Annotated in this window: 19 protein-coding genes; 10 read left to right on the plus strand and 9 right to left on the minus strand. The window is 64.5% G+C overall.

What is annotated here, in order from left to right; genetic code table 11:
- Positions 1-8 precede the first annotated feature (8 nt).
- Complete coding sequence (locus tag VGN93_RS22595; protein ID WP_327509251.1) at positions 9-884, minus strand: LysR substrate-binding domain-containing protein; 876 nt, start codon at positions 882-884, stop codon at positions 9-11.
- Positions 885-1082: 198 nt separating this feature from the next.
- Here VGN93_RS22595 and VGN93_RS22600 point away from each other — a divergent pair, with 198 nt between their 5' ends.
- From VGN93_RS22600 to VGN93_RS22635, 8 genes are all read left to right on the plus strand, one after another.
- Positions 1083-2285, plus strand: coding sequence for a 2-aminoethylphosphonate--pyruvate transaminase (locus VGN93_RS22600; RefSeq protein ID WP_327509252.1), 1203 nt, complete (start codon positions 1083-1085; stop codon positions 2283-2285).
- Positions 2286-2360: 75 nt separating this feature from the next.
- On the plus strand, positions 2361-3623 hold the full coding sequence (gene phnA / locus VGN93_RS22605) for a phosphonoacetate hydrolase (protein ID WP_327509253.1): 1263 nt from the start codon (positions 2361-2363) through the stop codon (positions 3621-3623).
- Between the two features lie 10 nt (positions 3624-3633).
- Positions 3634-5088 (plus strand): phosphonoacetaldehyde dehydrogenase, encoded by a 1455-nt coding sequence (gene phnY / locus VGN93_RS22610; RefSeq protein WP_327509254.1) that lies wholly within the window; start codon positions 3634-3636, stop codon positions 5086-5088.
- A gap of 307 nt (positions 5089-5395) precedes the next feature.
- The gene (locus tag VGN93_RS22615) at positions 5396-6406 is read left to right on the plus strand and encodes a putative 2-aminoethylphosphonate ABC transporter substrate-binding protein (RefSeq protein WP_414714154.1); all 1011 of its coding nucleotides are present in this window, start codon (positions 5396-5398) and stop codon (positions 6404-6406) included.
- 80 nt (positions 6407-6486) lie between these two features.
- Positions 6487-7650 (plus strand): putative 2-aminoethylphosphonate ABC transporter ATP-binding protein, encoded by a 1164-nt coding sequence (locus VGN93_RS22620; RefSeq protein WP_327509256.1) that lies wholly within the window; start codon positions 6487-6489, stop codon positions 7648-7650.
- A gap of 2 nt (positions 7651-7652) precedes the next feature.
- The gene (locus VGN93_RS22625) at positions 7653-9659 is read left to right on the plus strand and encodes a putative 2-aminoethylphosphonate ABC transporter permease subunit (RefSeq protein ID WP_327509257.1); all 2007 of its coding nucleotides are present in this window, start codon (positions 7653-7655) and stop codon (positions 9657-9659) included.
- Positions 9660-9958: 299 nt separating this feature from the next.
- Positions 9959-10741 (plus strand): DeoR/GlpR family DNA-binding transcription regulator, encoded by a 783-nt coding sequence (locus tag VGN93_RS22630; RefSeq protein WP_327509258.1) that lies wholly within the window; start codon positions 9959-9961, stop codon positions 10739-10741.
- 87 nt (positions 10742-10828) lie between these two features.
- Complete coding sequence (locus tag VGN93_RS22635) at positions 10829-13279, plus strand: FAD-dependent oxidoreductase (RefSeq protein WP_327509259.1); 2451 nt, start codon at positions 10829-10831, stop codon at positions 13277-13279.
- A gap of 3 nt (positions 13280-13282) precedes the next feature.
- Here the strand turns inward: VGN93_RS22635 and prmB are convergent, their stop codons facing one another.
- Positions 13283-14200, minus strand: coding sequence for a 50S ribosomal protein L3 N(5)-glutamine methyltransferase (gene prmB / locus VGN93_RS22640; RefSeq protein ID WP_327509260.1), 918 nt, complete (start codon positions 14198-14200; stop codon positions 13283-13285).
- Positions 14201-14306: 106 nt separating this feature from the next.
- Between prmB and VGN93_RS22645 the strand changes: the two genes are divergently transcribed.
- Complete coding sequence (locus VGN93_RS22645) at positions 14307-15095, plus strand: pseudouridine synthase (RefSeq protein ID WP_327509284.1); 789 nt, start codon at positions 14307-14309, stop codon at positions 15093-15095.
- Here VGN93_RS22645 and VGN93_RS22650 read toward each other — a convergent pair.
- The 5 genes from VGN93_RS22650 to VGN93_RS22670 all read right to left on the minus strand — a co-directional run bounded on the left by VGN93_RS22650 (position 15092) and on the right by VGN93_RS22670 (position 21211).
- Positions 15092-17116: an ABC transporter ATP-binding protein gene (locus VGN93_RS22650; RefSeq protein ID WP_327509261.1), complete on the minus strand. Its 2025-nt coding sequence runs from the start codon at positions 17114-17116 to the stop codon at positions 15092-15094. The genes VGN93_RS22645 and VGN93_RS22650 overlap by 4 nt on opposite strands.
- A 2-nt stretch (positions 17117-17118) precedes the next feature.
- A complete protein-coding gene (locus VGN93_RS22655) occupies positions 17119-18006 on the minus strand; it encodes an ABC transporter permease (protein WP_327509262.1) in 888 nt (295 codons plus the stop codon).
- Positions 18003-18956, minus strand: coding sequence for an ABC transporter permease (locus tag VGN93_RS22660; RefSeq protein ID WP_327509263.1), 954 nt, complete (start codon positions 18954-18956; stop codon positions 18003-18005). Before VGN93_RS22660 ends, VGN93_RS22655 begins: the two co-directional genes overlap by 4 nt.
- Positions 18953-19618, minus strand: coding sequence for a dimethylsulfonioproprionate lyase family protein (locus VGN93_RS22665; RefSeq protein WP_327509264.1), 666 nt, complete (start codon positions 19616-19618; stop codon positions 18953-18955). Before VGN93_RS22665 ends, VGN93_RS22660 begins: the two co-directional genes overlap by 4 nt.
- A 69-nt stretch (positions 19619-19687) precedes the next feature.
- Positions 19688-21211 carry an ABC transporter substrate-binding protein gene (locus tag VGN93_RS22670; protein WP_327509265.1) on the minus strand — a complete coding sequence of 508 codons (1524 nt, stop codon included), beginning with the start codon at positions 21209-21211 and terminating at the stop codon, positions 19688-19690.
- Between the two features lie 110 nt (positions 21212-21321).
- Between VGN93_RS22670 and VGN93_RS22675 the strand changes: the two genes are divergently transcribed.
- A complete protein-coding gene (locus tag VGN93_RS22675; protein ID WP_327509266.1) occupies positions 21322-22200 on the plus strand; it encodes a LysR substrate-binding domain-containing protein in 879 nt (292 codons plus the stop codon).
- A gap of 3 nt (positions 22201-22203) precedes the next feature.
- On the opposite strand, the gene VGN93_RS22680 is transcribed toward VGN93_RS22675, so the two are convergent.
- The gene (locus VGN93_RS22680; RefSeq protein ID WP_327509267.1) at positions 22204-23001 is read right to left on the minus strand and encodes an alpha/beta hydrolase; all 798 of its coding nucleotides are present in this window, start codon (positions 22999-23001) and stop codon (positions 22204-22206) included.
- Positions 23002-23113: 112 nt separating this feature from the next.
- Positions 23114-23440: a DUF1236 domain-containing protein gene (locus tag VGN93_RS22685; RefSeq protein WP_319314098.1), complete on the minus strand. Its 327-nt coding sequence runs from the start codon at positions 23438-23440 to the stop codon at positions 23114-23116.
- Positions 23441-23593 lie beyond the last annotated feature (153 nt).

Here is a 23593-nt window from a genome sequence, read left to right on the forward strand (position 1 = left end):
CGTCGAAGTCAGCCCGGCGTTTGCGCCAGCTTGCGGGCTATGTCGTAGAAGGCATTGACGAGTTTGCCGTTGCTGCGCTCGCGCAGACAGATGAGCGCTTCGTCCATCAGCATTTCCGGAGCATCAATGCGGATCGGGACGAGGCGGTTGTCCTGGCCGAATTCGGCGGAGGAAACGAAGCCGACGCCGCCGCCGGCCGCGACGATCTCGCGAACCGCCTCGCGCCCCTCCGCTTCGATGAGCGGCGTCAGCACGACCCCGCATTGCGCGGCCATCGCCTCCAGTTTCTGGCGGGTCTTGGAGCCCCGCTCGCGAAAGACCAGGGGGTGCTTGGCGAGTTCGGCGAGGGTGATCTTCTCCTGGCCGGCGAGAGGATAGTCGCGGCTGGCAAAGGCGATGATCGGCGTGGAGTTGAGCTTCAGGATCTCGAAATCGCTGGATTGCGGGATTTCGCCGAGAACGCCGATATCCGCCTCATAGGCATGCAGGCTGGTGATGACAGTCTCGGTATTGCCGGCATCGATCGAGACCTGCACGGTCGGATAAGCGCGGCGGAAGGCGGCGAGGATGTGCAGGAGATGGTGGGCGGCATCCGCGACGATGCGCAGCTTGCCGGCCCTGAGGGCGCGCGATTCCGACAACAGGTCGAGCGCCTGCTGCTCGACGTCGAACATGCGGCGGGTGACTTCAAGAAGCTGTTGGCCGGCCTGGGTGAGCGTCACCTGCTTCTTGTTGCGGTTGAACAGCAGGACGTCATATTCTTCCTCCAGCTTGCGCACCTGGTCGGAGATGGCCGGCTGGGTGAGGAAGAGCGCTTCCGCCGCGCGCGAAAAGCCGCCGTGGATGGCCACGTTGTGGAAAGCGCGAAGCTGGACATAGCGCATGGAACCGTCTTTCGATCGATCAGGGTGATGCAATCATCAGACCGAACGATTCTTCTTATGTAAAGGCCAAAAGTGCCAACCACTGGCGTGGCCGTCATAACCATAAGTAAAATCTATATTTTCATACAAAAGAACGATTTTACATATATGTCTGCCCGCCGCATTGTCGCTCCAGAGACGCAAACGCGAGGACGGACCATGCCAAACACCGCTTCTGACAGAACCATCGCGCCGCTGGAAACACCAAAACTCGGCGAGCCCTATCTGCTGACGCCCGGTCCCTTGACGACGGCCTATTCGGTCAAGGAAGCGATGCTGCGGGACTGGGGTTCGTGGGATGCCGATTTCCGCGCCATGACGGCCGACCTCCGTCGCCAGCTTCTGGAGATCGCCGGCGATACGACGGGCGAGTTCGATTGCGTACCCATGCAGGGCAGCGGCTCGTTTTCGGTCGAGGCGATGCTCGGCAGCTTCGTTCCCCGCGACGGCAAGGTGCTGGTTCTTAGTAACGGCGCCTATGGCAAGCGCATCGCCCAGACGCTCGCCTATCTCGGCCGCGACTATGTGACGATCGACAAGGGCGACTACATGCCGCCGCGCGGCCCCGAAGTCGTCGCCGCTCTCGATGCCGATCCGGCAATCAGCCATGTCGTTGTCGTGCATTGCGAAACGAGCTCCGGCATCCTCAATCCGCTCAAGGAAATTTCGGACGCCGTCTATTCCCGCGGCCGCAAGCTGATCGTCGACTCGATGAGCGCTTTCGGCGCAGTACCCGCCAGCATCGCCGATTTCCGCTACGAGGCGATCGTCTCCTCCGCCAACAAGTGCATCGAGGGTGTGCCGGGCTTCGGCTTCGTCATCGCCCGCAAGAGCGAGCTGGAAGCCGCCAAGGGCCGCAGCCATTCGCTGAGCCTCGATATGCACGCCCAGTGGGACTACATGAACAAGACCGGCCAGTGGCGGTTCACGCCGCCAACCCACGTCGTCGCCGCCTTCCTGGAGGCACTGCGCCTGCACCGCGAAGAAGGTGGCGTCGCCGCCCGCGGCGCCCGCTACGCCCGCAACCGCGATGTCATGGTCGCCGGCATGCGCGAGGCGGGTTTCGAGACGCTTCTGGCAAACCAGTGGCTGTCGCCGATCATCGTCACCTTCTTCAGCCCGGCCCATCCGGCCTTCGCCTTCGACCGCTTCTACGCGCTGATGAAGGACAAGGGCTTCATCATCTATCCCGGCAAGCTGACGGTCGTCGACAGTTTCCGCGTCGGCTGCATCGGCCGCATGGACGAACATGTCATGCGCCGCGTGGTGGACGCCGCCCGCTCCTCGCTTGCCGAAATGGGCGTCGACAACGCCGCGCCCCCGGCCATCGCCCTTGAAGAACGCAGCCGCCTCGCGGCTTAATTTTACCGCATTTTCTTCACGCGAACCGGTACCCACGTCGATTGAAAATGCTCTGAACGAAGGATTGAACTTCCGATGAACCAGATGTCCAAGCTCACCGTCACCGCCAACCGGCGCACCTATCCCTGGCCGAATGTCCCGGCCATCGCCATCTGCCTCGACGGCTGCGAGCCGGCCTATCTCGACGAGGCCATCAAGGCCGGCCTGATGCCGACGCTCGCCCGCATGCGCAAGACGGGCACGGAGCGCACCGCGCTCAGCGTCATCCCGAGCTTCACCAACCCGAACAACCTGTCCATCGCCACCGGCCGCCCGCCGTCAATCCACGGCATCTGCGGCAACTATCTCTACGAGCCCGCGACCGGCAAGGAAGTGATGATGAACGATCCGCGCTTCCTCCGCGCGCCGACCGTCTTCAAGGCGTTCTACGACGCCGGCGCCAAGGTCGGCGTGGTAACGGCAAAGGACAAGCTGCGCGCCCTTCTCGGCCACGGCCTGAAGTTCGACGAGGGCCGGGCGATCTGCTTCTCCTCGGAGAAGTCCGACACGACGACCAAGGCGGAACACGGCATCGACAATGCCTCGCAGTGGCTCGGCCGTCCCGTGCCGGAAGTCTACTCTGCGGAACTCTCCGAGTTCGTCTTTGCGGCCGGCGTGAAACTCCTCAAGGAATTCCGCCCGGACGTCATGTACCTGACCACGACGGACTATGTGCAGCACAAATACGCCCCCGGCGTGCCGCAGGCGAATGCCTTCTACGAGATGTTCGACAAGTACCTGACCGAACTCGATGCGCTGGGCGCCGCGATCATCGTCACGGCCGACCATGGCATGAAGCCGAAGCATAAGACGGATGGCTCTCCGGACGTGATCTATGTGCAGGACCTGCTCGACCAATGGCTTGGCAAGGACGCCGCCCGCGTCATCCTGCCGATTACCGATCCCTATGTCGTGCATCACGGCGCGCTCGGCTCCTTCGCCACCGCCTACCTGCCGGAAGGCACGGACAAGGAGGAGATCATCGAACGGCTGAAGGCGATCGAGGGCATCGACGTCGTGTTGACGCGCCCGGAAGCCTGCGTTCGCTTCGAACTGCCGGACGATCGCATCGGCGATATCGTGCTTGTCTCGTCGGAGAACAAGACGCTCGGCACCAGCGAGCACCGGCACGACCTTGCCGCGCTGAACGAGCCGCTGCGCTCCCACGGTGGCCTCACAGAGCAGGAAGTGCCCTTCATCGCCAACCGTACGCTGCCGGAACTTCTTTCCGCCGGCACGCTGCGCAACTTCGATGCCTTCTACTACGCGCTCGTCGCAGCCGCGCAGCCGGCACAATAGGGAGCGGAAGATGACCAAGGTCGAAACGACATTCGCGATCCGCCACGAGCCCATGCGGATCGCCGGCAAGAAGGTCGACACCGAAGGCGTGGTCGAGGTGCACTATCCCTGGAACGATGCCGTCATCGGCACCGTCCCGGCGGGTAATGCCGAACATGCCCGCAAGGCCTTCGAGATCGCCGCCGCCTACCAGCCGAAGCTGACGCGCTACGAGCGGCAGCGCATCCTGCTCAAGGCGGCCGACTTGCTGGTTGCCCGCAAGGAGGAGATCTCCGATCTCATCACGCTGGAACTCGGCATTTCCAAGCAGGACTCGCTCTATGAAGTCGGCCGCGCCTTCGATGTCTTCACGCTTTCCGGGCAGATGTGCATCCACGACGACGGCGAAATCTTCTCCTGCGACCTCACCCCGCATGGCAAGGCGCGCAAGATTTTCACCACCCGCGAACCGCTGACCGCCATTTCGGCGATCACCCCCTTCAACCACCCGCTCAACATGGTGGCGCACAAGGTGGCGCCGGCGATCGCCACCAACAATTGCGTGGTGCTGAAGCCGACCGAGCTGACGCCGATGACGGCGTTGGTGCTGGCCGACATTCTCTATGAAGCCGGCCTGCCGCCGGAAATGCTCTCCGTCGTCACCGGCTGGCCGGCCGATATCGGCATGGAGATGATCACAAACCCGAATTTCGACCTGATCACCTTCACCGGCAGCGTGCCGGTGGGAAAGCTGATCGCCGCGCACGCCCACTACAAGCGCCAGATCCTCGAACTCGGCGGCAACGACCCGCTGATCATCCTTAACGACTTGTCGGACGACGATCTCGCCCGAGCCGCCGACCTCGCGGTGGCGGGCGCGACGAAGAATTCCGGCCAGCGCTGCACGGCGGTCAAACGCATCCTCTGCCAGGAGCGCGTCGCCGATCGTTTCGTGCCGCTGGTGCTTGAGCGGGCGAAGAAGCTCCGGTTCGGCGATCCGATGGACCGCACGACGGATCTCGGCACGGTCGTGCATGCCAAGGCCGCGGAAGTCTTCGAGCGCCGCGTGCACAAGGCCGCGGAAGAGGGGGCGGACATCCTCTACAATCCGGGCCGGCAGGGTGCCTTGCTGCCGCCGATCGTCATCGACCGCGTCTCGCACTCGAGCGAACTCGTGATGGAGGAAACCTTCGCGCCGATCATCCCGATTGTCCGCGCGCCGGATGACGACGATGCGCTGATCGCGCTTTCCAACTCCACGGCTTTCGGCCTCTCCTCCGGTGTCTGCACCAACGATTTCCGCCGCATGCAGAAATATATAGCGGGGCTGAAGGTCGGCACGGTGAACATCTGGGAAGTGCCCGGCTATCGCATCGAGATGTCCCCCTTCGGCGGCATCAAGGATTCCGGCAACGGCTACAAGGAGGGCGTCATCGAGGCGATGAAGAGCTTTACCAACGTCAAAACCTTCTCCCTGCCCTGGTGATCTGAGCGAACCCCTGCGTGATCACCCATCCTGGGAGCCGCCTTCATGCGGCTCCCTTTTTTGTTGCCCGCGCGGTTGGCAGGACCTGCCGATTCCGGCGCCAAAACCTGCGAAAGTGCCTTTTTAAGCAGCACATCATTCATCGATTTAATCTTCCGAATGATAAGAATAATAAATTTTACTTACCGAAAACCCCTGCGCAGAATGCCTCTCGAAGCCGATCATCAAAGGGCGACATCAAGATTGCCCACCGTGCTTCCCCGGTTTTCCAGGCCTTCAGAGGAGATTTTCAATCATGAACAGACGCATGCTATTTTTGCTTGCCGGCGCCATGTCCGCCGTGCTTCCGACCATTGCCTTCGCCCAGAGTGAACTCACGGTCTACACCGCCATCGAGGCCGTCGATCTCGACCGCTACAAGGCGACCTTCGAGAAGGCGCATCCCGACATCACGATCAACTGGGTGCGCGATTCCACCGGCGTCATGACGGCAAAGCTGCTCGCCGAAAAGGACAATCCGCAGGCCGACGTCGTCTGGGGGCTTGCCGCGACGTCGCTGCTCCTCCTCAAGACCGAGGGTATGCTGGAAGGTTACGCGCCGAAGGGCGTCGAGGCGCTCGACAAGAAATTCGTCGATAAGGACAACCCGCCGAGCTGGGTCGGCATGGACGCCTATGTCGCAGCGCTCTGCTACAACACGGTCGAGGGCGAAAAACTCGGTCTCAAGGCACCGACGAGCTGGGACGACCTGACGAAGCCGGAATACAAGGGCCATATCGTCATGCCGAACCCGGCATCCTCCGGCACCGGCTTCCTCGACGTCTCGGGCTGGGTGCAGATGTGGGGCGAGGAGAAGGCCTGGTCCTTCATGGACAAGCTGCACGAAAACATCTCGGCCTATACCCATTCCGGCTCGAAACCCTGCAAGATGGCGGGTGCCGGCGAAGCGGTGATCGGCGTGTCCTTCGAGTTCCCCGGCGCCAAGGCGAAAAGCGCCGGCGCACCGATCGAGATCATCTTCCCGTCCGAAGGCTCGGGCTGGGAAGCCGAGGCGACGGCCATCATCGCCGGCACGGCGAACATCGAGGCCGCCAAGGCGCTGGTCGACTGGTCCGTCACCAAGGAAGCCAACGAGATGTACAATGCCGGTTACGCCGTGGTCGCCTATCCGGGCGTCGCAAAGGCGGTCGAACACCTGCCGTCCGACATCGCCTCCAAGATGATCGAGAACGACTTCGAATGGGCCGCGAACAACCGTGCCACCATCCTGAAGGAATGGCAGAAGCGCTACGACGCCAAGTCGGAACCGAAGAGCTGACATCGATCGGCCGGGCGGGGCGCCATGCGCTCCGCCTTTCGCATTCTCGAAACGTGCCTGACAGCCAGCGGAGCTTGCAGATGAGACATGCCATGTCGATCGAACCGACACCCACGAGCATCCACCGCACCCCCGGAGAAGCGGCTTCCTATCTGGAAATCTCCGATCTCTGGAAAAACTACGGCGATTTCGTTGCGTTGCGCGACATTTCGCTCAGCATCGCCAAGGGCGAGTTCGTCTGTTTCCTCGGCCCCTCCGGCTGCGGCAAGACGACCCTGCTGCGGGCGATCGCCGGCCTCGACCTCCAGTCCCACGGGAAAATCCTGCAGGGCGGCCGCAACATTTCGAGCCTGCCGGCCTCCAGCCGCGATTACGGCATCGTCTTCCAGTCCTACGCGCTCTTCCCCAACCTGACGATCGAGCAGAACATCGCCTTCGGCCTGGAAAACACCGGCCGCTCCCGGGCGGAGATCACCGCGCGTGTCGCCGAGCTTCTGGAAACGGTCGGCCTTTCGGCGCATGGGAAAAAGTACCCCGCGCAGCTTTCCGGCGGCCAGCAGCAGCGCATCGCGCTTGCCCGCGCCATCGCCATTTCCCCCGGCCTGCTGTTGCTCGACGAGCCGCTCTCGGCGCTCGATGCCAAGGTGCGCGTGCATCTGCGCCACGAGATCAAGTCGCTGCAACGCAAGCTCGGCGTCACGACCATTATGGTGACGCACGACCAGGAAGAAGCGCTCGCCATGGCCGACCGCATCGTGGTGATGAACCACGGCGTCATCGAGCAGGTCGGTTCGCCGACCGAAATCTACCGCCATCCGAAAACGCTGTTCGTTGCCGATTTCATCGGCGAGACCAACCAGTTTCAGGCAAAAGTCCTGCCCGGCGGCCAGGTCGAGATCGGCCATTCCGCCTTCAGTTGTCCGACGGAGGATTTCGCAACCGGCGACACGGCGACGGCTGTCGTGCGTCCGGTCGATATCATTCCACACGGCGCCGATGCGCATGCCGTCAACGCCCTCGACCGTCCCACGACGCCGCAGAACCTCATCGATGCAGAAGTGCGCGAGATGGAATTCCTCGGCATGTTCTGGCGCACACGGCTGACGGCCCCGCGGCTCGGTGAGCGCACGCTCGTCGCCGATTTCTCCGTCAATGCGGTGCGCCGGCTCCAGATCGAGACGGGCGGCGTCATCCAGGTGGAAATCCCGCGAGACCGCTTGCTGCTCTTTCCAAGGGGGGCGTGACGATGACGCTTGCACTCGACTTCGCCCCGCCCGGCAAGCGCGTCCGGCAGGAATCCTCGCGCGACGACCGCATCAAGCTCGGCTTCATGGCCGTCATCGGGCTCTACCTGATCATTGCACTCGGCGCACCGCTCGCCGTCATGCTGTCGAAATCGCTATCGACCTACCGCTTCGACCTCGCCGCCTTCGAATTCCAGGTGAGCGACGAGACAGGCGCCAACTGGGGGCCGGTGGTCACCGCGCATGCGCTCAACCAACAGCTTGGCGCCGTCACGGATGACGAGCTTGACAGCAGCTCCGACGGCCGGCTCGCCGCCACGAAATTCTTCCCGGATTTCAGCTTCCGCAGCCCCGTTCATTACCGCATTCGCGGCACGAACCCCGATACGGCCTTCCTCGCCGGTTCGACGCTGGAGAAGGGTACGGAATGGCGGGAATACGATTCCGGCACGTTCCGGCGCGTCGTTCTGCGGCCGGCAAGCAGCCTTGGCCTCGAAAACTTCAAGACCTATTTCTCGACGTCGGCGCTTGCCCGCTCCATCTACAATTCGGTGCTGATGGCCACGATCAGCACGGTGGTGACGATCTCCATCGCCTTCGCGCTCGCCTATGGGCTGACGCGCAGCTGCATGCCGCTGAAGGGCCTGTTCCGCGGCATCCTGACGATCCCGATCCTCGTGCCGTCGCTGCTGCCGGGCATCGCGCTGGTCTATCTCTTCGGCAACCAGGGTGTCTTCAAGGACTGGCTGATGGGCTATTCCATCTATGGTCCGATCGGCATCGTCGTCGGCTCGGTCTTCTTCACCCTGCCGCACGCCTTCCTGATCATCCTGACCGCGCTCTCCGTCGCCGATGCACGGCATTACGAGGCCGCCGCCTCGCTGAAGGCCAGCAAATGGCGCAACTTCACCACCGTCACGGTGCCGGGCGCGCGCTACGGCCTTGTCTCGGCCGCCTTCGTCGTCTTCACGCTGGTCATCACCGATTTCGGCCTGCCCAAGGTGATCGGCGGGCAATATGGCATGCTCGCGGTCGATATCTACAAGCAGGTGATCGGCCAGCAGAATTTCGAAATGGGGGCCGTCGTCTCCGTCATCCTGCTCGTGCCGGCCATCCTCGCCTTTGCCGTCGACCGGCGCATGCAGAAGCGCCAGGTGGCGTTGCTCTCCGCACGCGCCGTGCCCTATTCGCCAAAGCCGAACGCAAGGCTGGACGCGATCTGCTTCGCCTTCGCCTGCCTCGTCAGCCTGTTCATCCTCGGCATGATCGCCATGTGCCAGATCGCGGCGCTGGTGAAATTCTGGCCCTATGACCTGACGCTGACGACCAAGAACTTTGCCTTCGACCTGATGGATGGCGGCGGCTGGGCGGCCTATGGCAATTCGATCCGGCTCGCCCTCCTGACGGCGCTGTTCGGCTCGCTCGTCGTCTTCGCCGGCGCCTATATGGTAGAGAAGGCGGATGGCTTCCGCCTCGGCCGCGGCATCTTCCATTTTCTCGCGATGATGCCGATGGCCGTGCCGGGCATGGTGCTGGGCCTTGCCTATATCTTCTTCTTCAACAATCCGGCCAATCCGCTGAACGCCATCTATGGCACGATGACGATCCTCGTCGTCTCGACGGTCACGCACTTCTACACGGTCGCACACCTGACGGCGCTGACCGCGCTGAAGCAGATGGATCCGGAATTCGAATCCGTCGCGGCCTCCCTCAAGCAGCCCTTCCACCGGCTGTTCTTCCGGGTCACCGTGCCGGTCTGCCTGCCGGCGATCCTCAACATCGCGATCTATCTCTTCGTCAATGCGATGACGACGGTTTCCGCGGTGGTCTTCCTCTATGCCAGCGACACCAAGCTCGCCTCCGTCGCCGTGCTCAACATGGACGATGCGGGCGACATCGCCCCGGCAGCGGCGATGGGCATGATGATCTTCTACACGAATGTCGCGGCCAAGCTGATCCACGCGCTGATCTCCCGCGGCCTGCTCGCCCGCACCCAGGCCTGGCGATAGCAACGGCCCAAGCCGGGTGCGAAAGCACCCGGCACCCTCCCTTTCACGCCACCCGTCGCTCCGGCCGGTCGAGCCGGCGCCGTTCCGTTTCCGCCATCCGCGTCTGCTGCGGGCAGCCATGGCGATCTCGATGACGGGCAGGAAAGAATGCAAATAATAATTACATTTTGCAACACACTTGGACATGACGAGGGCGCTTTCGGCTGGATTTCCTGCCCTGCAAAGGTGTCGAACGGCCACAAATCGCCGATTTTTCCACCCTGCTTGTCAAAGCGACAAAAATGATCGCAGATACGGCCATGTCAGAGTCACAAAACACCCGCGCCCTTGCGCCCCGCCGCCACGGCGAGATTCTCCGTCGCCTCGCTGCGGATGGAACGGTCAGCATCACCGCGCTCGCCGACTTCTTCGACGTGTCGCGGCAGACGATCCGCCGCGACCTGAAACATCTGGCGGAGCGCGGCCAGCTGGACCTCGTGCATGGCGGCGCCACGCTGTTCGAACCGACCGAGGCGGCCTTCACGGAACGGCGGGAGGAGAATGCCGGGGCCAAGAGCGCGATCGGCCGCGCGGCCGCGGATCTCGTGCGCGACGGCATGGTGGTCTTCCTCGATTCCGGCACGACGACACTTGCCGTGGCGCAGGCGCTGACCGAACGGCAGAACCTGACGATCTGCACCACGTCGCTGTCGATCGCGCTGCTGATGTGCCGCCAGCCGCTGGTCCGCGTGCACATGATCGGCGGCGAAATCGACCCGGTGGAGGAGGCGGCCGTCGGCATCGATGCGCTGGAGGCGATCAGCCATTTCCGGGTGGATGTCGCCTTCCTCGGCGGCGGCGGCCTGTCGCCGGATGGCGAGGTGACGGATTTTACCCGCAGCGGCGCCGAGCAGCGTTCGCGCATGGCGGCACTGGCGGGAAAAGCCTATTTCGTGCTCGACAGTTCCAAGTTCGGCCGGCTGACGCCGCTGCGCATTCCGCGTTTCGAACTCGCTGCCGGCGTGATCGTCGACCGCCGTCCGCCGGAGGCGATCTGCGAGGCGCTGGAGCGGAAGGGGCCAAGCCTGATCGTTCCGACGTGAGTTTATGTAATCTTATGTAACTTTTTGTCTTGTCATCTGCCCGCGCCTTGTTACAGTGCGGCCTCCCATGGCTCCGGAGGTCGTCGCATGGCACAGGATTTTCCAACGCAGGCACAGGTCGTCATCGTCGGTGGCGGCATCATCGGCTGTTCGGTCGCTTACCATCTGAGCAAGCTCGGCTGGCGCGATGTCGTGCTGCTCGAACAGGGGCAGCTCAGCGGCGGCACCACCTGGCATGCCGCCGGCCTCGTCGGCCAGTTGCGCAGCCACGCCAACATGACGAGCCTCATCAAATATTCGACGCAGCTTTATAGCGAGCTGGAGGCTGAAACCGGTCTTGCCACTGGCTGGAAGAATTGCGGCTCCGTTTCCGTGGCCCGCACGGCCGACCGCATGACCGTGCTGAAGCGCACCGCCGCCTCGGCCCGCGCCCAGGGCGTCGACATCGAGGTGATTTCGCCGAAGGAGGCACAGGACCTCTGGCCCGTCATGGCGATCGAAGACCTCGCCGGTGCCGTCTGGCTGCCGGGCGACGGCAAGGCCAACCCCACCGACCTCACGCAATCGCTCGCCAAGGGCGTGCGCAACCGTGGTGTGCGCATCTTCGAACGCGTGCGGGTGACCGGCATCACGAGCAAGAACGGCACCGTCACCGGCGTGGAGACCGACCGCGGCACGATTGCCGCCGAGATCGTCGTCAATTGCGCCGGCCAGTGGGCACGCAAGGTCGGCCAGATGTGCGGCGTCTCAGTGCCGCTCCATTCAGCCGAACACATGTATATCGTCACCGGCAAGATCGAGGGCGTGCACCCGGACCTGCCGGTCATGCGCGATCCCGACGGCTACATCTATTTCAAGGAGGAGGTCGGCGGCCTCGTGATGGGCGGCTTCGAGCCGGAGGCCAAGCCCTGGGGCATGGCGGGCATCCCGGACGATTTCGAATTCGCCCTGCTGCCGGACGACTGGGACCAGTTCGAGATCCTCATGCAGAGCGCGCTGGAGCGCGTGCCGCAGCTCGCGACGTCCGAGGTGAAGAAGTTCTACAACGGCCCGGAAAGTTTTACCCCCGACAACAACTTCATTCTCGGCGAAGCGCCGGAGCTGAAGAATTTTTATGTCGGCGCCGGCTTCAACTCGATGGGTATCGCGAGTGCCGGCGGTGCCGGCAGGGCGCTGGCGGAGTGGATCGTCAACGGCGCACCGACCATGGACCTCTGGCCGGTCGATATCCGCCGTTTCGCCGGCTTCAACAACAATCCGCGCTGGCTGCACGACCGCGTCAAGGAAACGCTCGGCCTTCACTATGCTATGCCCTGGCCGAACCGGGAGCTCGACACCGCACGGCCCTTCCGCCGTTCCCCGCTTTACGACCGGCTTGCCGCCAAGGGTGCCTGCTTCGGTTCGAAAATGGGCTGGGAACGCGCCAACTGGTTTGCCGGCGAAGGCGAGACGCCGGTGACGGACTATGCCTTCGGCCGGCAGAACTGGCACGAGGCCGTGAAGCGCGAGATGGCGGCGACCCGCGAGGCCGCCGGGCTTTTCGACCAGACGTCCTTCGCAAAACTCCTCGTGCAGGGGCGCGATGCCGCCGCGGCGCTGAACCGCATCTGCGCCGCCGAGATCGACGTCGCTATCGGCCGCTCGATCTATACCGGCCTCTTGAACGCGCGCGGCGGCTATGAAAGCGACCTGACGGTTCTGCGCCTTGCGGCAGACCGCTTCCTCCTCATCACCGGCTCGGCACAGGCGGTGCATGATGCGGACTGGATCCGCAAGAACATTCCCACCGACGCCCATGTCACGCTGACCGACGTCACCTCCGCCTATGCCGTGCTGGCGCTGATGGGGCCGCGCTCGCGCGACATTCTCGGGCGCCTCACCTCGGCCAACCTCTCCAACGAGGCCTTTCCCTTCGCAACGGTCCACGAGATCGATATCGGCTATGCCACGGCCTATGCCAACCGCATGACCTATGTCGGCGAACTCGGGTGGGAGCTGATCGTGCCGACGGAATTCGCCGTCGGTGTCTACGAGGCCTTGCAGGAGGCGGGCCGCGACGTCGGCCTTATGGATTGCGGCTATTACGCGCTGGAAGCACTGCGGCTGGAAAAGGGTTTTCGCGCCTGGAGCCGGGAGTTGACGCCGGATATCAACCCCTACGAGGCGGGTCTTGCCTTCGCGGTCTCGCTCGACAAGCCGGGCGGCTTTATCGGCCGGAAGGCGCTGATCGAGGCCAAGGCGAAGGGCGCGCCGACACGGCGCATCGTGCAGTTCACCGTCGACGATCCGTCGCCCATGCTGTGGGGCGGCGAGCTGGTGCTGCGGGATGGCAAGCCGGTCGGCGAGGTGCGCTCGGCCGCCTATGGCCATACGCTCGGCCGTGCCGTCGCCCTTGCCCTCGTCGAACATCCCTCCGGCGTCGACAAGGATTTTTTGACGAGCGGCCGTTTCGAGGTCGAGCTTGCCGGCGAGCGCTTTGCGGTGACGGCCTGGCTTTCGCCGGCCTATGACCCGAAGAGCCTGCGGGTCAAGGCTTAGCGATTATTCCACGCCCAGCGCTTCGGCGGAAATCCAGAACACCGCATCCTGGGATTCCGCCGTTTCCAGCCAGAGGAACTCCAGATGGGGGAATTCCTCTTCCAGGATTTCCCGGCCCGAACCGATCTCGCAGATCATGCCGCCGCCGGGATTGAGGTGATCGCCTGCCGTCGCCAAGATCTGGCGAACGAGATCGAGCCCATCGTCGCCGCCGTCATGCGCCATCTGCGGCTCGGCGCGGAACTCGGCAGGGAAAGCGCCGAGCGCGGCGTGGTCGACATAGGGCGGGTTGGTGATGATCAGGTCGTATGTCCGGCCGGACAGCGGTGCGAACAGGTCGCCTTCGTGCAAGGTGACCTGATCCTCCACCTCATGCTCCGCGAGGTTCAGCCGCGCCACATCCAGCGCGTCCGCGGAAAGATCCACCGCATCGACCGCGGCATAGGGGAAGAACTTTGCCGCGAGCACTGCCAGGCAGCCGGAGCCGGTGCAGATGTCGACGGCGCTGGTCACCGCCATCGGATCGGGCAGGAAGGACGAGCCCGGCGAATTCACATATTCGTTGAACAGGATCTCGCCGATATGCGAGCGCGGCACGATCACCCGCTCATCGACGAGGAACCGCACGCCCTGGATATAGGCGCGGCCCGTGATGTACGCGGAGGGCTTGCGGGTCGTCACGCGCGTCTCGATGCGCTCGGCGAGCAGCCTGCGTTCCGCGGGAAGCAGGCGGGCGTCGAGGAAGGGATCGAGTGCATCGATCGGCAGGTCGAGCGAATCGAGCAGCAGGAAGGCGGCATCGTCGCCGGCCGTCGTCGTGCCGTGGCCGAAGCTGAGGTCGGCGGCGTTGAAACGGGAAATCGCATAGCGCCAATAGTCGCGCAGCGTCACGAGTTCGCGGGTAATGTCGTCCTGGGTCAACGCACTCTCACTTATTTGCTAAGACGGTGCTTTAGAATCAGAAAGGCCGGCGGGTCAACCGATCCCGGGACATATGGCAGGTTTCAAGGACGGCGTCATGAAGGACATCCGCAAGCGGCAGAAACCGGCCGCCCACCGAAAGGTCGAGCCGGCGCCGGGCGGCAAGCGGGTCACGCTGCCGCGCGCGCTCTCCAAGCTCGGCTATTGTTCGCGCACGCAGGCCGAGGAGCTGATCCTGGCGGGGCGGGTGGCGCTCGCCGGCCGCGTGGTCACCGATCCGGCCACCTGGGTCGATCTTTCGAACGCCGTCATCGCCGTGGACGGCAAGGCCGTCGCGGCGGAAGAGCGGGTCTACCTGATGCTCAACAAGCCGCGCGGCCTCGTCACCACCCGACACGATCCGGAAGGCCGGCCAACGGTCTACGATTGCCTGAAACAGCTCGACCACGCGCATCTCTCGCCCGTCGGCCGCCTCGACAAGGCGAGCGAGGGCCTGCTGCTTTTTACCAACGACACGGAATTCGCCCAGGCGCTGCTCGATCCCGAAACCCATGTTTCGAAGATCTATCACGTCCAGATGGACAGCCTCGCCGACGACGCGCTTCTCGACGCCCTGCAGGCCGGTGTGCGCCATGACGGGGAGTTGCTGCGGGCAAAAAGCGTGCGGAAACTGCGGGAAGGCGACAAGAATTCCTGGCTCGAAATCGAGCTCGACGAAGGCCGAAACCGCCAGATCCGCCGCATGTTGGAGGCGATGAACATCGCCTGCCTGCGGCTCGTGCGCGTCTCGATCGGCAATCTCGCGCTGGGCGATCTGGAAAAGGGCGCGGTCCGGGCGCTGGACGACGGCGAGGTCGAGGATCTGCGCCGCCTCGTCGCGTCCCGTATTACCTAGAGGGCTGCGGCCGGCCGTTTTTCCACCGGCGGAACTGCGCGGGTCGCCAGTTTTTCGACCGGCACATGACAACGGACGAAACCGCTGCCGGTCGCCTGCACCGGCGGACGCGTCTCGGCGCAGATGCTGCCGACCTGGCGGGGACAGCGGCCGGCGAGCGGGCAGCCGAGGCCCGGCACCGGCTTCGAGGCCGGCATGGCCGCGGGGCGGGAGACGTAATGGTCCTTGCTGAGGCCGGGCGCCGCTTCCAGCAGCATCTCGGTATAGGGATGCAGCGGTGCCGCGAGCAGGGTCTCGGTCTCAGCCAGCTGCATCAACTCGCCGCGATAGAGCACCGCCACCCGGTCGGCGAACTGCTGCACGACGGCGAGGTCGTGCGAGATGAACAGCATCGCGACGGCATGTTTCTCCTTGAGGAAGCGCAGCAGCTCGACGATGCGCGCCTGTACCGAGACATCGAGCGCCGACAGGATTTCGTCGCAGATCAGCAGTTTCGGATTGACCAGCAGCGCGCGTGCGATGGCGATGCGCTGGCGCTCGCCGCCGGAAAGCTGCTCTGGGAACCGGTCGAGATAACCGGCATGCAGGCCGACATTTTCCAGCACGCCTTCGAGCGTCTTCTCGTCGGCCTTGATGCCGAAATGGTCGAGCGGGCGCTCAAGGATCGCCCGGATGCGGCGGCGGGGGTTGAGCGAGGCGTCGGGGTTCTGGAAGATATACTGGATCTGCCGCAACTGCTCGACGGAGCGGCTCTTCAGCGCCGGATCGAGCAGGCCGCCATCGAGGCTGATCAGGCCCGCGCGCGGGGGCAGACGGCCGGAGATGGCGCGGGCGATGGTCGACTTGCCGCTGCCGGATTCGCCCACGAGCGCCACCACTTCGCCGGCGCGCAGTTCGAGATCGATATCGCGCACCACGGACGGGCTTGTGCGGCCGAGGAGTCTGTCGAAAAGGCCGGGCTTTCGATAGGTGAGATCGAGGTCGGCGATCGAGAGCAGGCGCTCCGGCTTTGCCATGGCCTTGGCGTCGATCCGCGGCTTCACGGCCGCCGTCTCCGGCACTGCCACCTCCCGCCTTTTCATGCAGGCGACGGCGCGGGCGTCCGTGACCGGCTCCAGCACCTGCGGCGTGCTGCGACAGGCGGCACTCGCGAAATCGCAGCGCGGCTCGAATTTGCAGCCGGTGGACATCTGGTCGCGGCGCAGCACGCCGCGCAGGCCGCGCGCCTGCCGTTCCGTGCCGTCGACGGTCGGGATCGAGGCGATGAGGCCGCGCGAATAGGGGTGCGCCGGTGCCGCCAGCAATTGATCGCAGGGTGCCACCTCGACGAGCTGGCCGGCATACATGACGCCCACCCGGTCGGCGATCTGGGCGAGCAGCGCGAGGTCATGCGTCACATAGAGCATCGCCATGCCGATGCGACTTCTGAGATCGCCGAGAAGCTGGATGATCTGGCGCTGCGTGGTGACGTCGAGGCCCGTCGTCGGCTCGTCGAGCACCAGCAGGTCGGGATTGCAGGCGGCCGCCATGGCGATCGTCACGCGCTGCTGCTGGCCGCCGGAGAGCTCGTGCGGATAACGATGGCCGACATCCGGCAGGCCGACCAGCGCAAAAAGCTCGGAGATGCGGGCCTGCATGCTCATGCCGGGCGGCAGGGCCTTGTGGGTGGCGATCATCTCGCGGATCTGCGAGCCGACCCGCATGCCGGGGCTGAGCGAGGTCGTCGGGTTCTGCGGCACCAGCGCGATGCGGCTGCCGCGCAGCCGTCCAAGCGATTTCGCGTCGAGTTTCAAGAGGTCGGTGCCGTCGAACAGCACCTCGCCGGTCTGCACCAGGCTGTTGACGGTGCCGTAGCCGAGCAGGCGATAGGCGACGGTGGACTTGCCGCAGCCGGATTCCCCGACGAGCCCGAAGGCCTCGCCGCGGGCGATCCCGAAGGAGACGCCCTGCACGACATTGGTCCAGCCGGCGGGGCTGCCATAGGCGATGTTGAGATTGCGGACTTCGATGAGTTTTTTCATTTTCAAGCTCCCGCGACGGCCCGCTGGCCGAGCATGCGCGACAGGCCGTCGGTGAACAGATTGAAGCCGATGACGAGGGAGGCGAGGCCGAGGCCCGGGCCGAACACCGTCACCGGCGAGGCGATCAGCAGGTTGCGGTTCTCGCTGATCATCAGGCCCCATTCCGGCGTCGGCGGGCGGATGCCGAAACCGAGGAAGCCGAGCGCGCCGATGAGGATGGGCGCATAACTGAGGCGCAGCGAGAATTCGACCAGCAGCACATTGGCGGCATTCGGCAGGATTTCGCGCCAGACGATGGACCAGGTGCCTTCGCCGCGCAGCTCCGCCACGGCGACATATTCGCGCGTCGCGATCTCCATGGCGGCGGCGCGCGCGATGCGAGCGATGCGCGGCGCATAGACGAGGCCGACGACGAAGACGATCAGCACCGGCTCGCCGGCAAGCGCCGGGCCGGCGGCGATGATCATGACCAAAGCGAGCGCCAGGAAGGGAATGCTGATCATCGCCTCGACGATGCGCTGCGTGATCTCGTCGAACCAGCCGCCGATATAGCCCGACAACAGGCCGAGCGTGGTGCCCGCGACCATGCCGAGAATGGTGCCGGCGAAGGCCAGCAGCAGCACGATATGGGCGCCATGCATGAAGCGGCTGAAAACGTCGCGGCCGATCTGGTCGAGGCCCATCGGATGTTGCCACGAGGCGCCGGAGAGCGGCAGGCCCGCGCCCATTTCGGCAAAGCCATAGGGTGTCCAGAAGACGCCGATGAGGGCGAAGAGCGCGTGGGCGAGAAGGATGACCGCGCCGACCTTGAAGGGACCGGGCGTGGCGCGCCAGCGGGCGGCATCGAACCGGGCAAGGCGCTTGGCGGGGGGAGAGGTGATCGTGCTCATCGGCTTGCCCTCAGACGCGGTTGCAGCAGGATGGCGAGAACGTCCGCCACCAGATTGGCGGCGACATAGACGGCGGCGCTGATCATCACGGTCGCCTTGATCAGCGGGATATCGCGCAGTTGCAGCGCGTCGATCAGCAGCGTGCCGAAGCCCGGATAGGAAAACACCCGCTCGACGATGACGACGCCGCCGATCAGGAAGCCGAGGTTCAGCGCCGTGACGTTCAGCGCCGGCACGATGGCGTTCGGCAGGGCATGGCGGAAGAGCACGGCGCGGGGGCGCAGGCCCTTCAATTCCGCGAGGCGCACATAGTCCGAGCGCAGCACCTCGATCAGGCTGTCGCGCAGCACGCGGATGGCATAGACCGCCATCATGATGGCGAGTGTCACGGCAGGCAGCACCATGGCGCGCAGCGTTTCCTGCCAGGTGCTGGCCTCCGAGATCGTCGCCAGCGCCGGCAGGATCGGCACGGCGACGGCAAACAGGAAGAGCAGCATCGTCGCCAGCAGAAAGTCCGGCAGCGACAGCAGGACGAGCGTGATGACCGAGATGACGTTGTCGACGGCCTTGCCGCGGTTCGTCGCCTGGATGATGGCGGGAACGAGCGCCAGTACGAGGTAGATGACGAAGGCGAAGAGCGAGAGCAGCAGCGTGTTGACGATGCGCGGGCCGAGCACGTCGGCGATCGGCCGGCCGGTGGCGATCGACACGCCGAGATCGCCGCGCAGAAAATCGCCGAGCCAGTGGAAATAGCGCACGAGGGCAGGCTGATCGAGATGGAGCTGGCTGCGCAGCACCTCCAGCGCCTTGGCGGTCGCGTCACGGCCGAGGATGCGGGTCGCGACGTCGCCGGGAAGCGCCTCCAGGATCAGGAAGATCAGCACCGAGACGAGAAGCAGCGTCAGCGCCGAGAACAGGATTCTGCTGGCAAGCAGGCGAAAAACGCTCATGTCGCATCCAATCCCACGGAAATGAGGGCGGCGTCCGCCGTCACGGTGTCGGGAATGAAGGCGGCATCGGTCTCGAGGTCGCCCTCCCAGATGTAGAGCAGCACCAGCGGCCGCTCGGCCGAAAGCGTCGCGTGCGGCAGCCACGGCGGGTGATGGATGATTTCATCGATCCCGCGCCGGGTCCAGTCCGCCGTGCCCGCCCGCCAGAAGGAGGGCGCGGTGACGGTGTAATAGAGCTCGTCGGCGGGGTGGTGATGCAACGGATAATGCGTCTTCGGCCCCAGGAACATCAGCCCGAAGGCGATATCGGGATCCTCGATCAGCGTCGGCGGGCCGCCTTGCGGGCCGCAGATGACGCCGTAACCGTAATTCGCGCCGAAATCGCTGCTGGGCGGGTTGGCGAGGTAGCTGGTGCTGCGGGTGACGTGGATTTCCGGCAGAAGGGCGGCGAGCGCGCGGGCAAGCGACGTCTCTGTCGCTGCGAGCTCGGCTTCGCAGGCCGCCTGTATCGGCACGCGGCCCGGTGCGATGTCGCGAATGGGCGGCAGGCGCTCGGCAAGCCGGCGGAGGCGGGCGGCGTGCGACCGCGAGACGGGCCGCGCGTCCCGCGCAAGCGCATCGGCAAAACAGATGAGAAAGGTGGTCAGGGCGGAGGTGGTCATGCAGCTATCCTCTTCCACGGGGCGGATTGCCCCGTGGATGCGGTGGTCTTGGGTGTGGAAAAAGGGCGGTTACTCGCCGCAGCTCAGGTTTGCATAGTCGATGCGGTTCACGTCGACATTAGGGGTATAGCCGGTGCAACCCTTGCGCAGGCCCGCGACGACGGAGGTGAAGACCGGCAGGATCATGCCGCCTTCATCGGCGACGATGCGCTGGGCGTCGCGGTAGAGCTCGTTGCGCTGCGTCTCGTCCGCCGTCTGCCCGGCCTTGACGACCAGCGCGTCGAAATCGTCGCGCTTCCAGTGCGTCTCGTTCCACTCGGACTTGCTGTTCAGCGACAGCGTCAGGGCTTCGGCCGGCGGGCGGGCGCTGGTGTAGGAGATGACGGCCGGTTTCTTCAGCCAGATCGTGTCCCAATAGCCTTCCGCCGGCGAGGTGATGACGTTGACGCGGATGCCGGCGGGAGCCGCCATCTGGGCATAGACCTGGGCAAGCAGCATCATGCCGGGATAGGAATCCGACGTGTAGAGATCGAAGTCGATGCCATCCGCATGGCCCGCCTCGGCGAGCAGCGCCGCGGCCTTCTCGATATCGGCCGTCTGCGCCGGCGTGCCGAGGCCGAGCGGCGAGGAGAGCGGGATCGGCGTATCGCCACCGACCTCGCCATAACCGAGCAGCACGGTATCGACGATCTTCTGGCGATCCATCACCAGCTTCATCGCCTGGCGCACCCTGACGTCGTCGAAGGGCGGCGTATCCGTCCACACCGCGAGATAGAGCGAGGTGGCGCCCGGCGTCGCGGCAAGCTCGACGGCGGGATTGTCCTTCAGCGTGATGAGGCTCGCCGGATCGACCGTCAGCGACAGGTCGACCGTGCCCGACAACAGCGCGGAAAGGCGGGAGGTCGGCTCCAGGCTGGTGGTGATCTCCAGGCAATCGGCCTTCGGCAGGCCGGCGCGCCAATAGGCCGGGTTGCGCGCCATCACGCGCACCGCGCCGTTGATGGTGAACGCCTGCTGCACGAACGGGCCGGTGCCGTTGCCCTTGATCCGCAGGTCCTCGGCCTTGGCGCCTTCCGGCACCATCAGCGCATATTTGGTGGCGATCAGCGTCGGCAGTTCGACGACGGGCTGCTTCACCTTGAAGCGCACCGTATGATCGTCGACGGCGGTGATGCCATCCGCATCGAGGAAGGCGAGGGTGGAAAAACCGCCCGGCGAGATCGCCGGATCGAGCAGGCGGCGATAGGAATAGACGACGTCCTTGGCGTCGAAATCCGAGCCATCGTGGAACTTTACCCCTTTGCGGAGATGGAAGGTCCATTCCGTCGCGTCCGCATTGACATCCCAGGATTCGGCAAGCACCGGCACCGGCTGCATCGTGTTGCTGCGGTCGACGAGCGGCTCGTAGACCGCGCGGATGTGGTAGACGCTGTCGGTGCCGATCAGTGCGGCCGGGTCCATGGTCTGCTTTTCGCCATCGGATTCGTAGCCGAGCACGCGCACACAGCTTTGCTGGGCGAAGGCCGCCGTCGAAAGCGCGCAGCCGGCCATGGCCACGGCGAGCGCCGTGGTTCTCAAAAAATCTCGTTTCATTTCGGTTCCCCGTTTTCGGATTATGCCGGGAGTATGAAAACGGCGCGCCCGGCTTGCAAACGATTAGAATTAACGTCTACATGAGTAAAATTCATGTGGATTGCGAAAAAATGGTCCGGCGAACCCTGCCGCCCCTGACGACGCTGAGAGCCTTCGAGGCGGCGGCCCGGCTCCTGAGCTTCAAGGCGGCCGCCGAGGAACTGCGCGTCACGCAATCCGCCATCAGCCATCAGGTCGCCTCGCTGGAGCGCAATCTCGGCACGCCGCTCTTCCTGCGGCTACCCGGCCGCGTGGAACTGAGCGAGGCGGGCGCGATCTACTTTCCCGTCGTGCAGGACGCGCTCGACCGGATTGCGCTGACCACGGACCTCATCCGCCAGACCAACACACCGGCCTCGCTGACGGTGCAGGTCTATGTCACCGTGGCGGTGCGCTGGCTGATCCCGCGGCTGCAGACCTTCAAGGAAGCCTCGCCCGAAGTCGCCGTCAGCCTCGATGCAAGCCTGCTCGACTGGGAGTTCAATCCCGACCGCGCCGATATCGGCTTCATCTATACGCGCACACCGAACCGGCCGAACCTGACCTATACGCTGCTGCGTCGCGAGCGGCTCGTCGGCGTCTGCTCGCCCGCCATCGCCAGGGCGATCAAGGCGCCGGAGGACCTGCGGCATTTCTCGTTCCTCGCCGTCAGCGGCACGACCGAGGACGCCGCGACCTGGGCGGCGAGCGTCGGTGCGACCGGCCATTCGCAAAAATCCTCGCCGCTCTTCGACAGCAACCTGCTCGCCATCGAGGCGGCGATCAACGGGCAGGGGCTGGTCGTGGTGCCGGCCTTCCTGGTGGAGGGGGATATCGCCAGCGGCACGCTCGTCGCACCACTGGCCTCCGAGGTCATGCAGCCCGGCGGCTGGTATCTCGTGCATCTGGAGCGACGCGGTAACGAAAAGGCGCTGCGCAAATTCGTGCAATGGCTCCAGGGTCAGGTGTAAGCCTCAGTCGAGCCGGTCGAGAAACCCGATAGCCGCTTGATCGAACAGTTCCGGCCTCTGCACGGGCGCGAAATGGCTCACACCCGGAAGAACCACAAGTTCGGCGCCGGGAATGGTACGCGCCAGATAGTCGGCATGATCGCGCCGGATGAATTCGTCGTTCTCGCCGATCACCACCGCGACGGGAACCCGGATACAAGCAAGCTGCTCGGCGCCATAGTTCGGCTCGGTCTGCATCATGCGCGATACGTCGGCCACGAATGTCTCGAAGTCGTCCGGTGTCGCGGACAACGCCTGATAATCCTGCCGGTGGCGGCTGAAGCAGCGGTCGATCACCGGTGTCGATTGGAAAGGCAGCGCGCCGCCCGGGTCCATGCTGCAGGCGAAGAAGAAGACGCCGGAGACGCGCTGCGGGTGCTTGTCGGCGAGAATAAGTGCGGTGCAGGCGCCATCGCTCCAGCCGACGAGGCTCGCCTTTTCCAGGCCCAGATGATCCATCACGGCCAGCACGTCATCCGCCATGCGGGCATAGCCGAACGGCCCGGCATCACGCGTACTGCGGCCGTGGCCGCGGCTGTCGATCACGACGACCATGCGACCGGACCGCACGAGGGCCGGCACCTGGTAGCCCCAGTTTCCAGCATTGCCCAGCCCGCCATGCAGCAGGATGACCGCCGGTCCCGCACCATGAACGGCAAACCAGATGCGCGCGCCGTCATTCGTCACGAAGCCTTCCGTGCCTGTCGCCGGAAGCGGCGGCGCGCCATCCTTCTCAAAAATCAGCAGTTCATCATCATGCATTGGGCTCCTCCCTATCCTTCAAACAAGGACGATTGCGCAGGCCGGTCTTCGACAGCCCGCGCAAAAAGAACCTCATGCCGCAAAGCCGGCGGAGACCGCCGGGCTTTGTCTGTTATTCGAGCACCTGAATGACCGTGCGCGTCTGCGGATCCACGATAACCCGCTGTTCGTTGACGACAGTATAGCCATAGTCGGAATATCCATCGACGCTGTGGATTTCCACGGTGTCGGGCATCACCCGGCCGATGAGCACATCGCCTTCATAGGTGGCGGAGGGAACCTGCTGTTCCATCACATAGGTGCGAACTTCACCCGGTACGACGACCGTCGATTCCGTGGTCACCGGGTCGGTCTGCTGGATGATGACGGTATCCTGCGCATAGGCGGTTGCCGACAGGGTCAGAAGCGCCGCCGTGGCAAGAACAAGCTTGGTCTTCATCGTCGTTCTCCTCTTTTGGATGCAGAAGAAACGACAATGTGCGGCTACGGTTCCCCGTAATCGTCATCTCCAGCGAAACCGAAGCTCTAAAAATGTGCGACGGGAGAGCCATAAAACCCTCCCGTCGTCTCGATGTCTATTGATCTCGACCGG

Origin of the sequence: Shinella sp., from assembly GCF_035998705.1 — a bacterium.
In the GTDB taxonomy this organism is placed as follows: domain Bacteria; phylum Pseudomonadota; class Alphaproteobacteria; order Rhizobiales; family Rhizobiaceae; genus Shinella.

What these genes read in the sequence shown, in the direction of transcription:
- VGN93_RS22595 (WP_327509251.1), bottom strand. Translation starts at nt 884, where the DNA reads ATGCGCTATGTCCAGCTTCGCGCTTTCCACAACGTGGCCATCCACGGC.
- VGN93_RS22600 (WP_327509252.1), top strand. Translation starts at nt 1,083, where the DNA reads ATGCCAAACACCGCTTCTGACAGAACCATCGCGCCGCTGGAAACACCA.
- phnA (WP_327509253.1), top strand. Translation starts at nt 2,361, where the DNA reads ATGAACCAGATGTCCAAGCTCACCGTCACCGCCAACCGGCGCACCTAT.
- phnY (WP_327509254.1), top strand. Translation starts at nt 3,634, where the DNA reads ATGACCAAGGTCGAAACGACATTCGCGATCCGCCACGAGCCCATGCGG.
- VGN93_RS22615 (WP_414714154.1), top strand. Translation starts at nt 5,396, where the DNA reads ATGCTATTTTTGCTTGCCGGCGCCATGTCCGCCGTGCTTCCGACCATT.
- VGN93_RS22620 (WP_327509256.1), top strand. Translation starts at nt 6,487, where the DNA reads ATGAGACATGCCATGTCGATCGAACCGACACCCACGAGCATCCACCGC.
- VGN93_RS22625 (WP_327509257.1), top strand. Translation starts at nt 7,653, where the DNA reads ATGACGCTTGCACTCGACTTCGCCCCGCCCGGCAAGCGCGTCCGGCAG.
- VGN93_RS22630 (WP_327509258.1), top strand. Translation starts at nt 9,959, where the DNA reads ATGTCAGAGTCACAAAACACCCGCGCCCTTGCGCCCCGCCGCCACGGC.
- VGN93_RS22635 (WP_327509259.1), top strand. Translation starts at nt 10,829, where the DNA reads ATGGCACAGGATTTTCCAACGCAGGCACAGGTCGTCATCGTCGGTGGC.
- VGN93_RS22650 (WP_327509261.1), bottom strand. Translation starts at nt 17,116, where the DNA reads ATGAAAAAACTCATCGAAGTCCGCAATCTCAACATCGCCTATGGCAGC.
- VGN93_RS22655 (WP_327509262.1), bottom strand. Translation starts at nt 18,006, where the DNA reads ATGAGCACGATCACCTCTCCCCCCGCCAAGCGCCTTGCCCGGTTCGAT.
- VGN93_RS22660 (WP_327509263.1), bottom strand. Translation starts at nt 18,956, where the DNA reads ATGAGCGTTTTTCGCCTGCTTGCCAGCAGAATCCTGTTCTCGGCGCTG.
- VGN93_RS22665 (WP_327509264.1), bottom strand. Translation starts at nt 19,618, where the DNA reads ATGACCACCTCCGCCCTGACCACCTTTCTCATCTGTTTTGCCGATGCG.
- VGN93_RS22670 (WP_327509265.1), bottom strand. Translation starts at nt 21,211, where the DNA reads ATGAAACGAGATTTTTTGAGAACCACGGCGCTCGCCGTGGCCATGGCC.
- VGN93_RS22675 (WP_327509266.1), top strand. Translation starts at nt 21,322, where the DNA reads ATGGTCCGGCGAACCCTGCCGCCCCTGACGACGCTGAGAGCCTTCGAG.
- VGN93_RS22680 (WP_327509267.1), bottom strand. Translation starts at nt 23,001, where the DNA reads ATGCATGATGATGAACTGCTGATTTTTGAGAAGGATGGCGCGCCGCCG.
- VGN93_RS22685 (WP_319314098.1), bottom strand. Translation starts at nt 23,440, where the DNA reads ATGAAGACCAAGCTTGTTCTTGCCACGGCGGCGCTTCTGACCCTGTCG.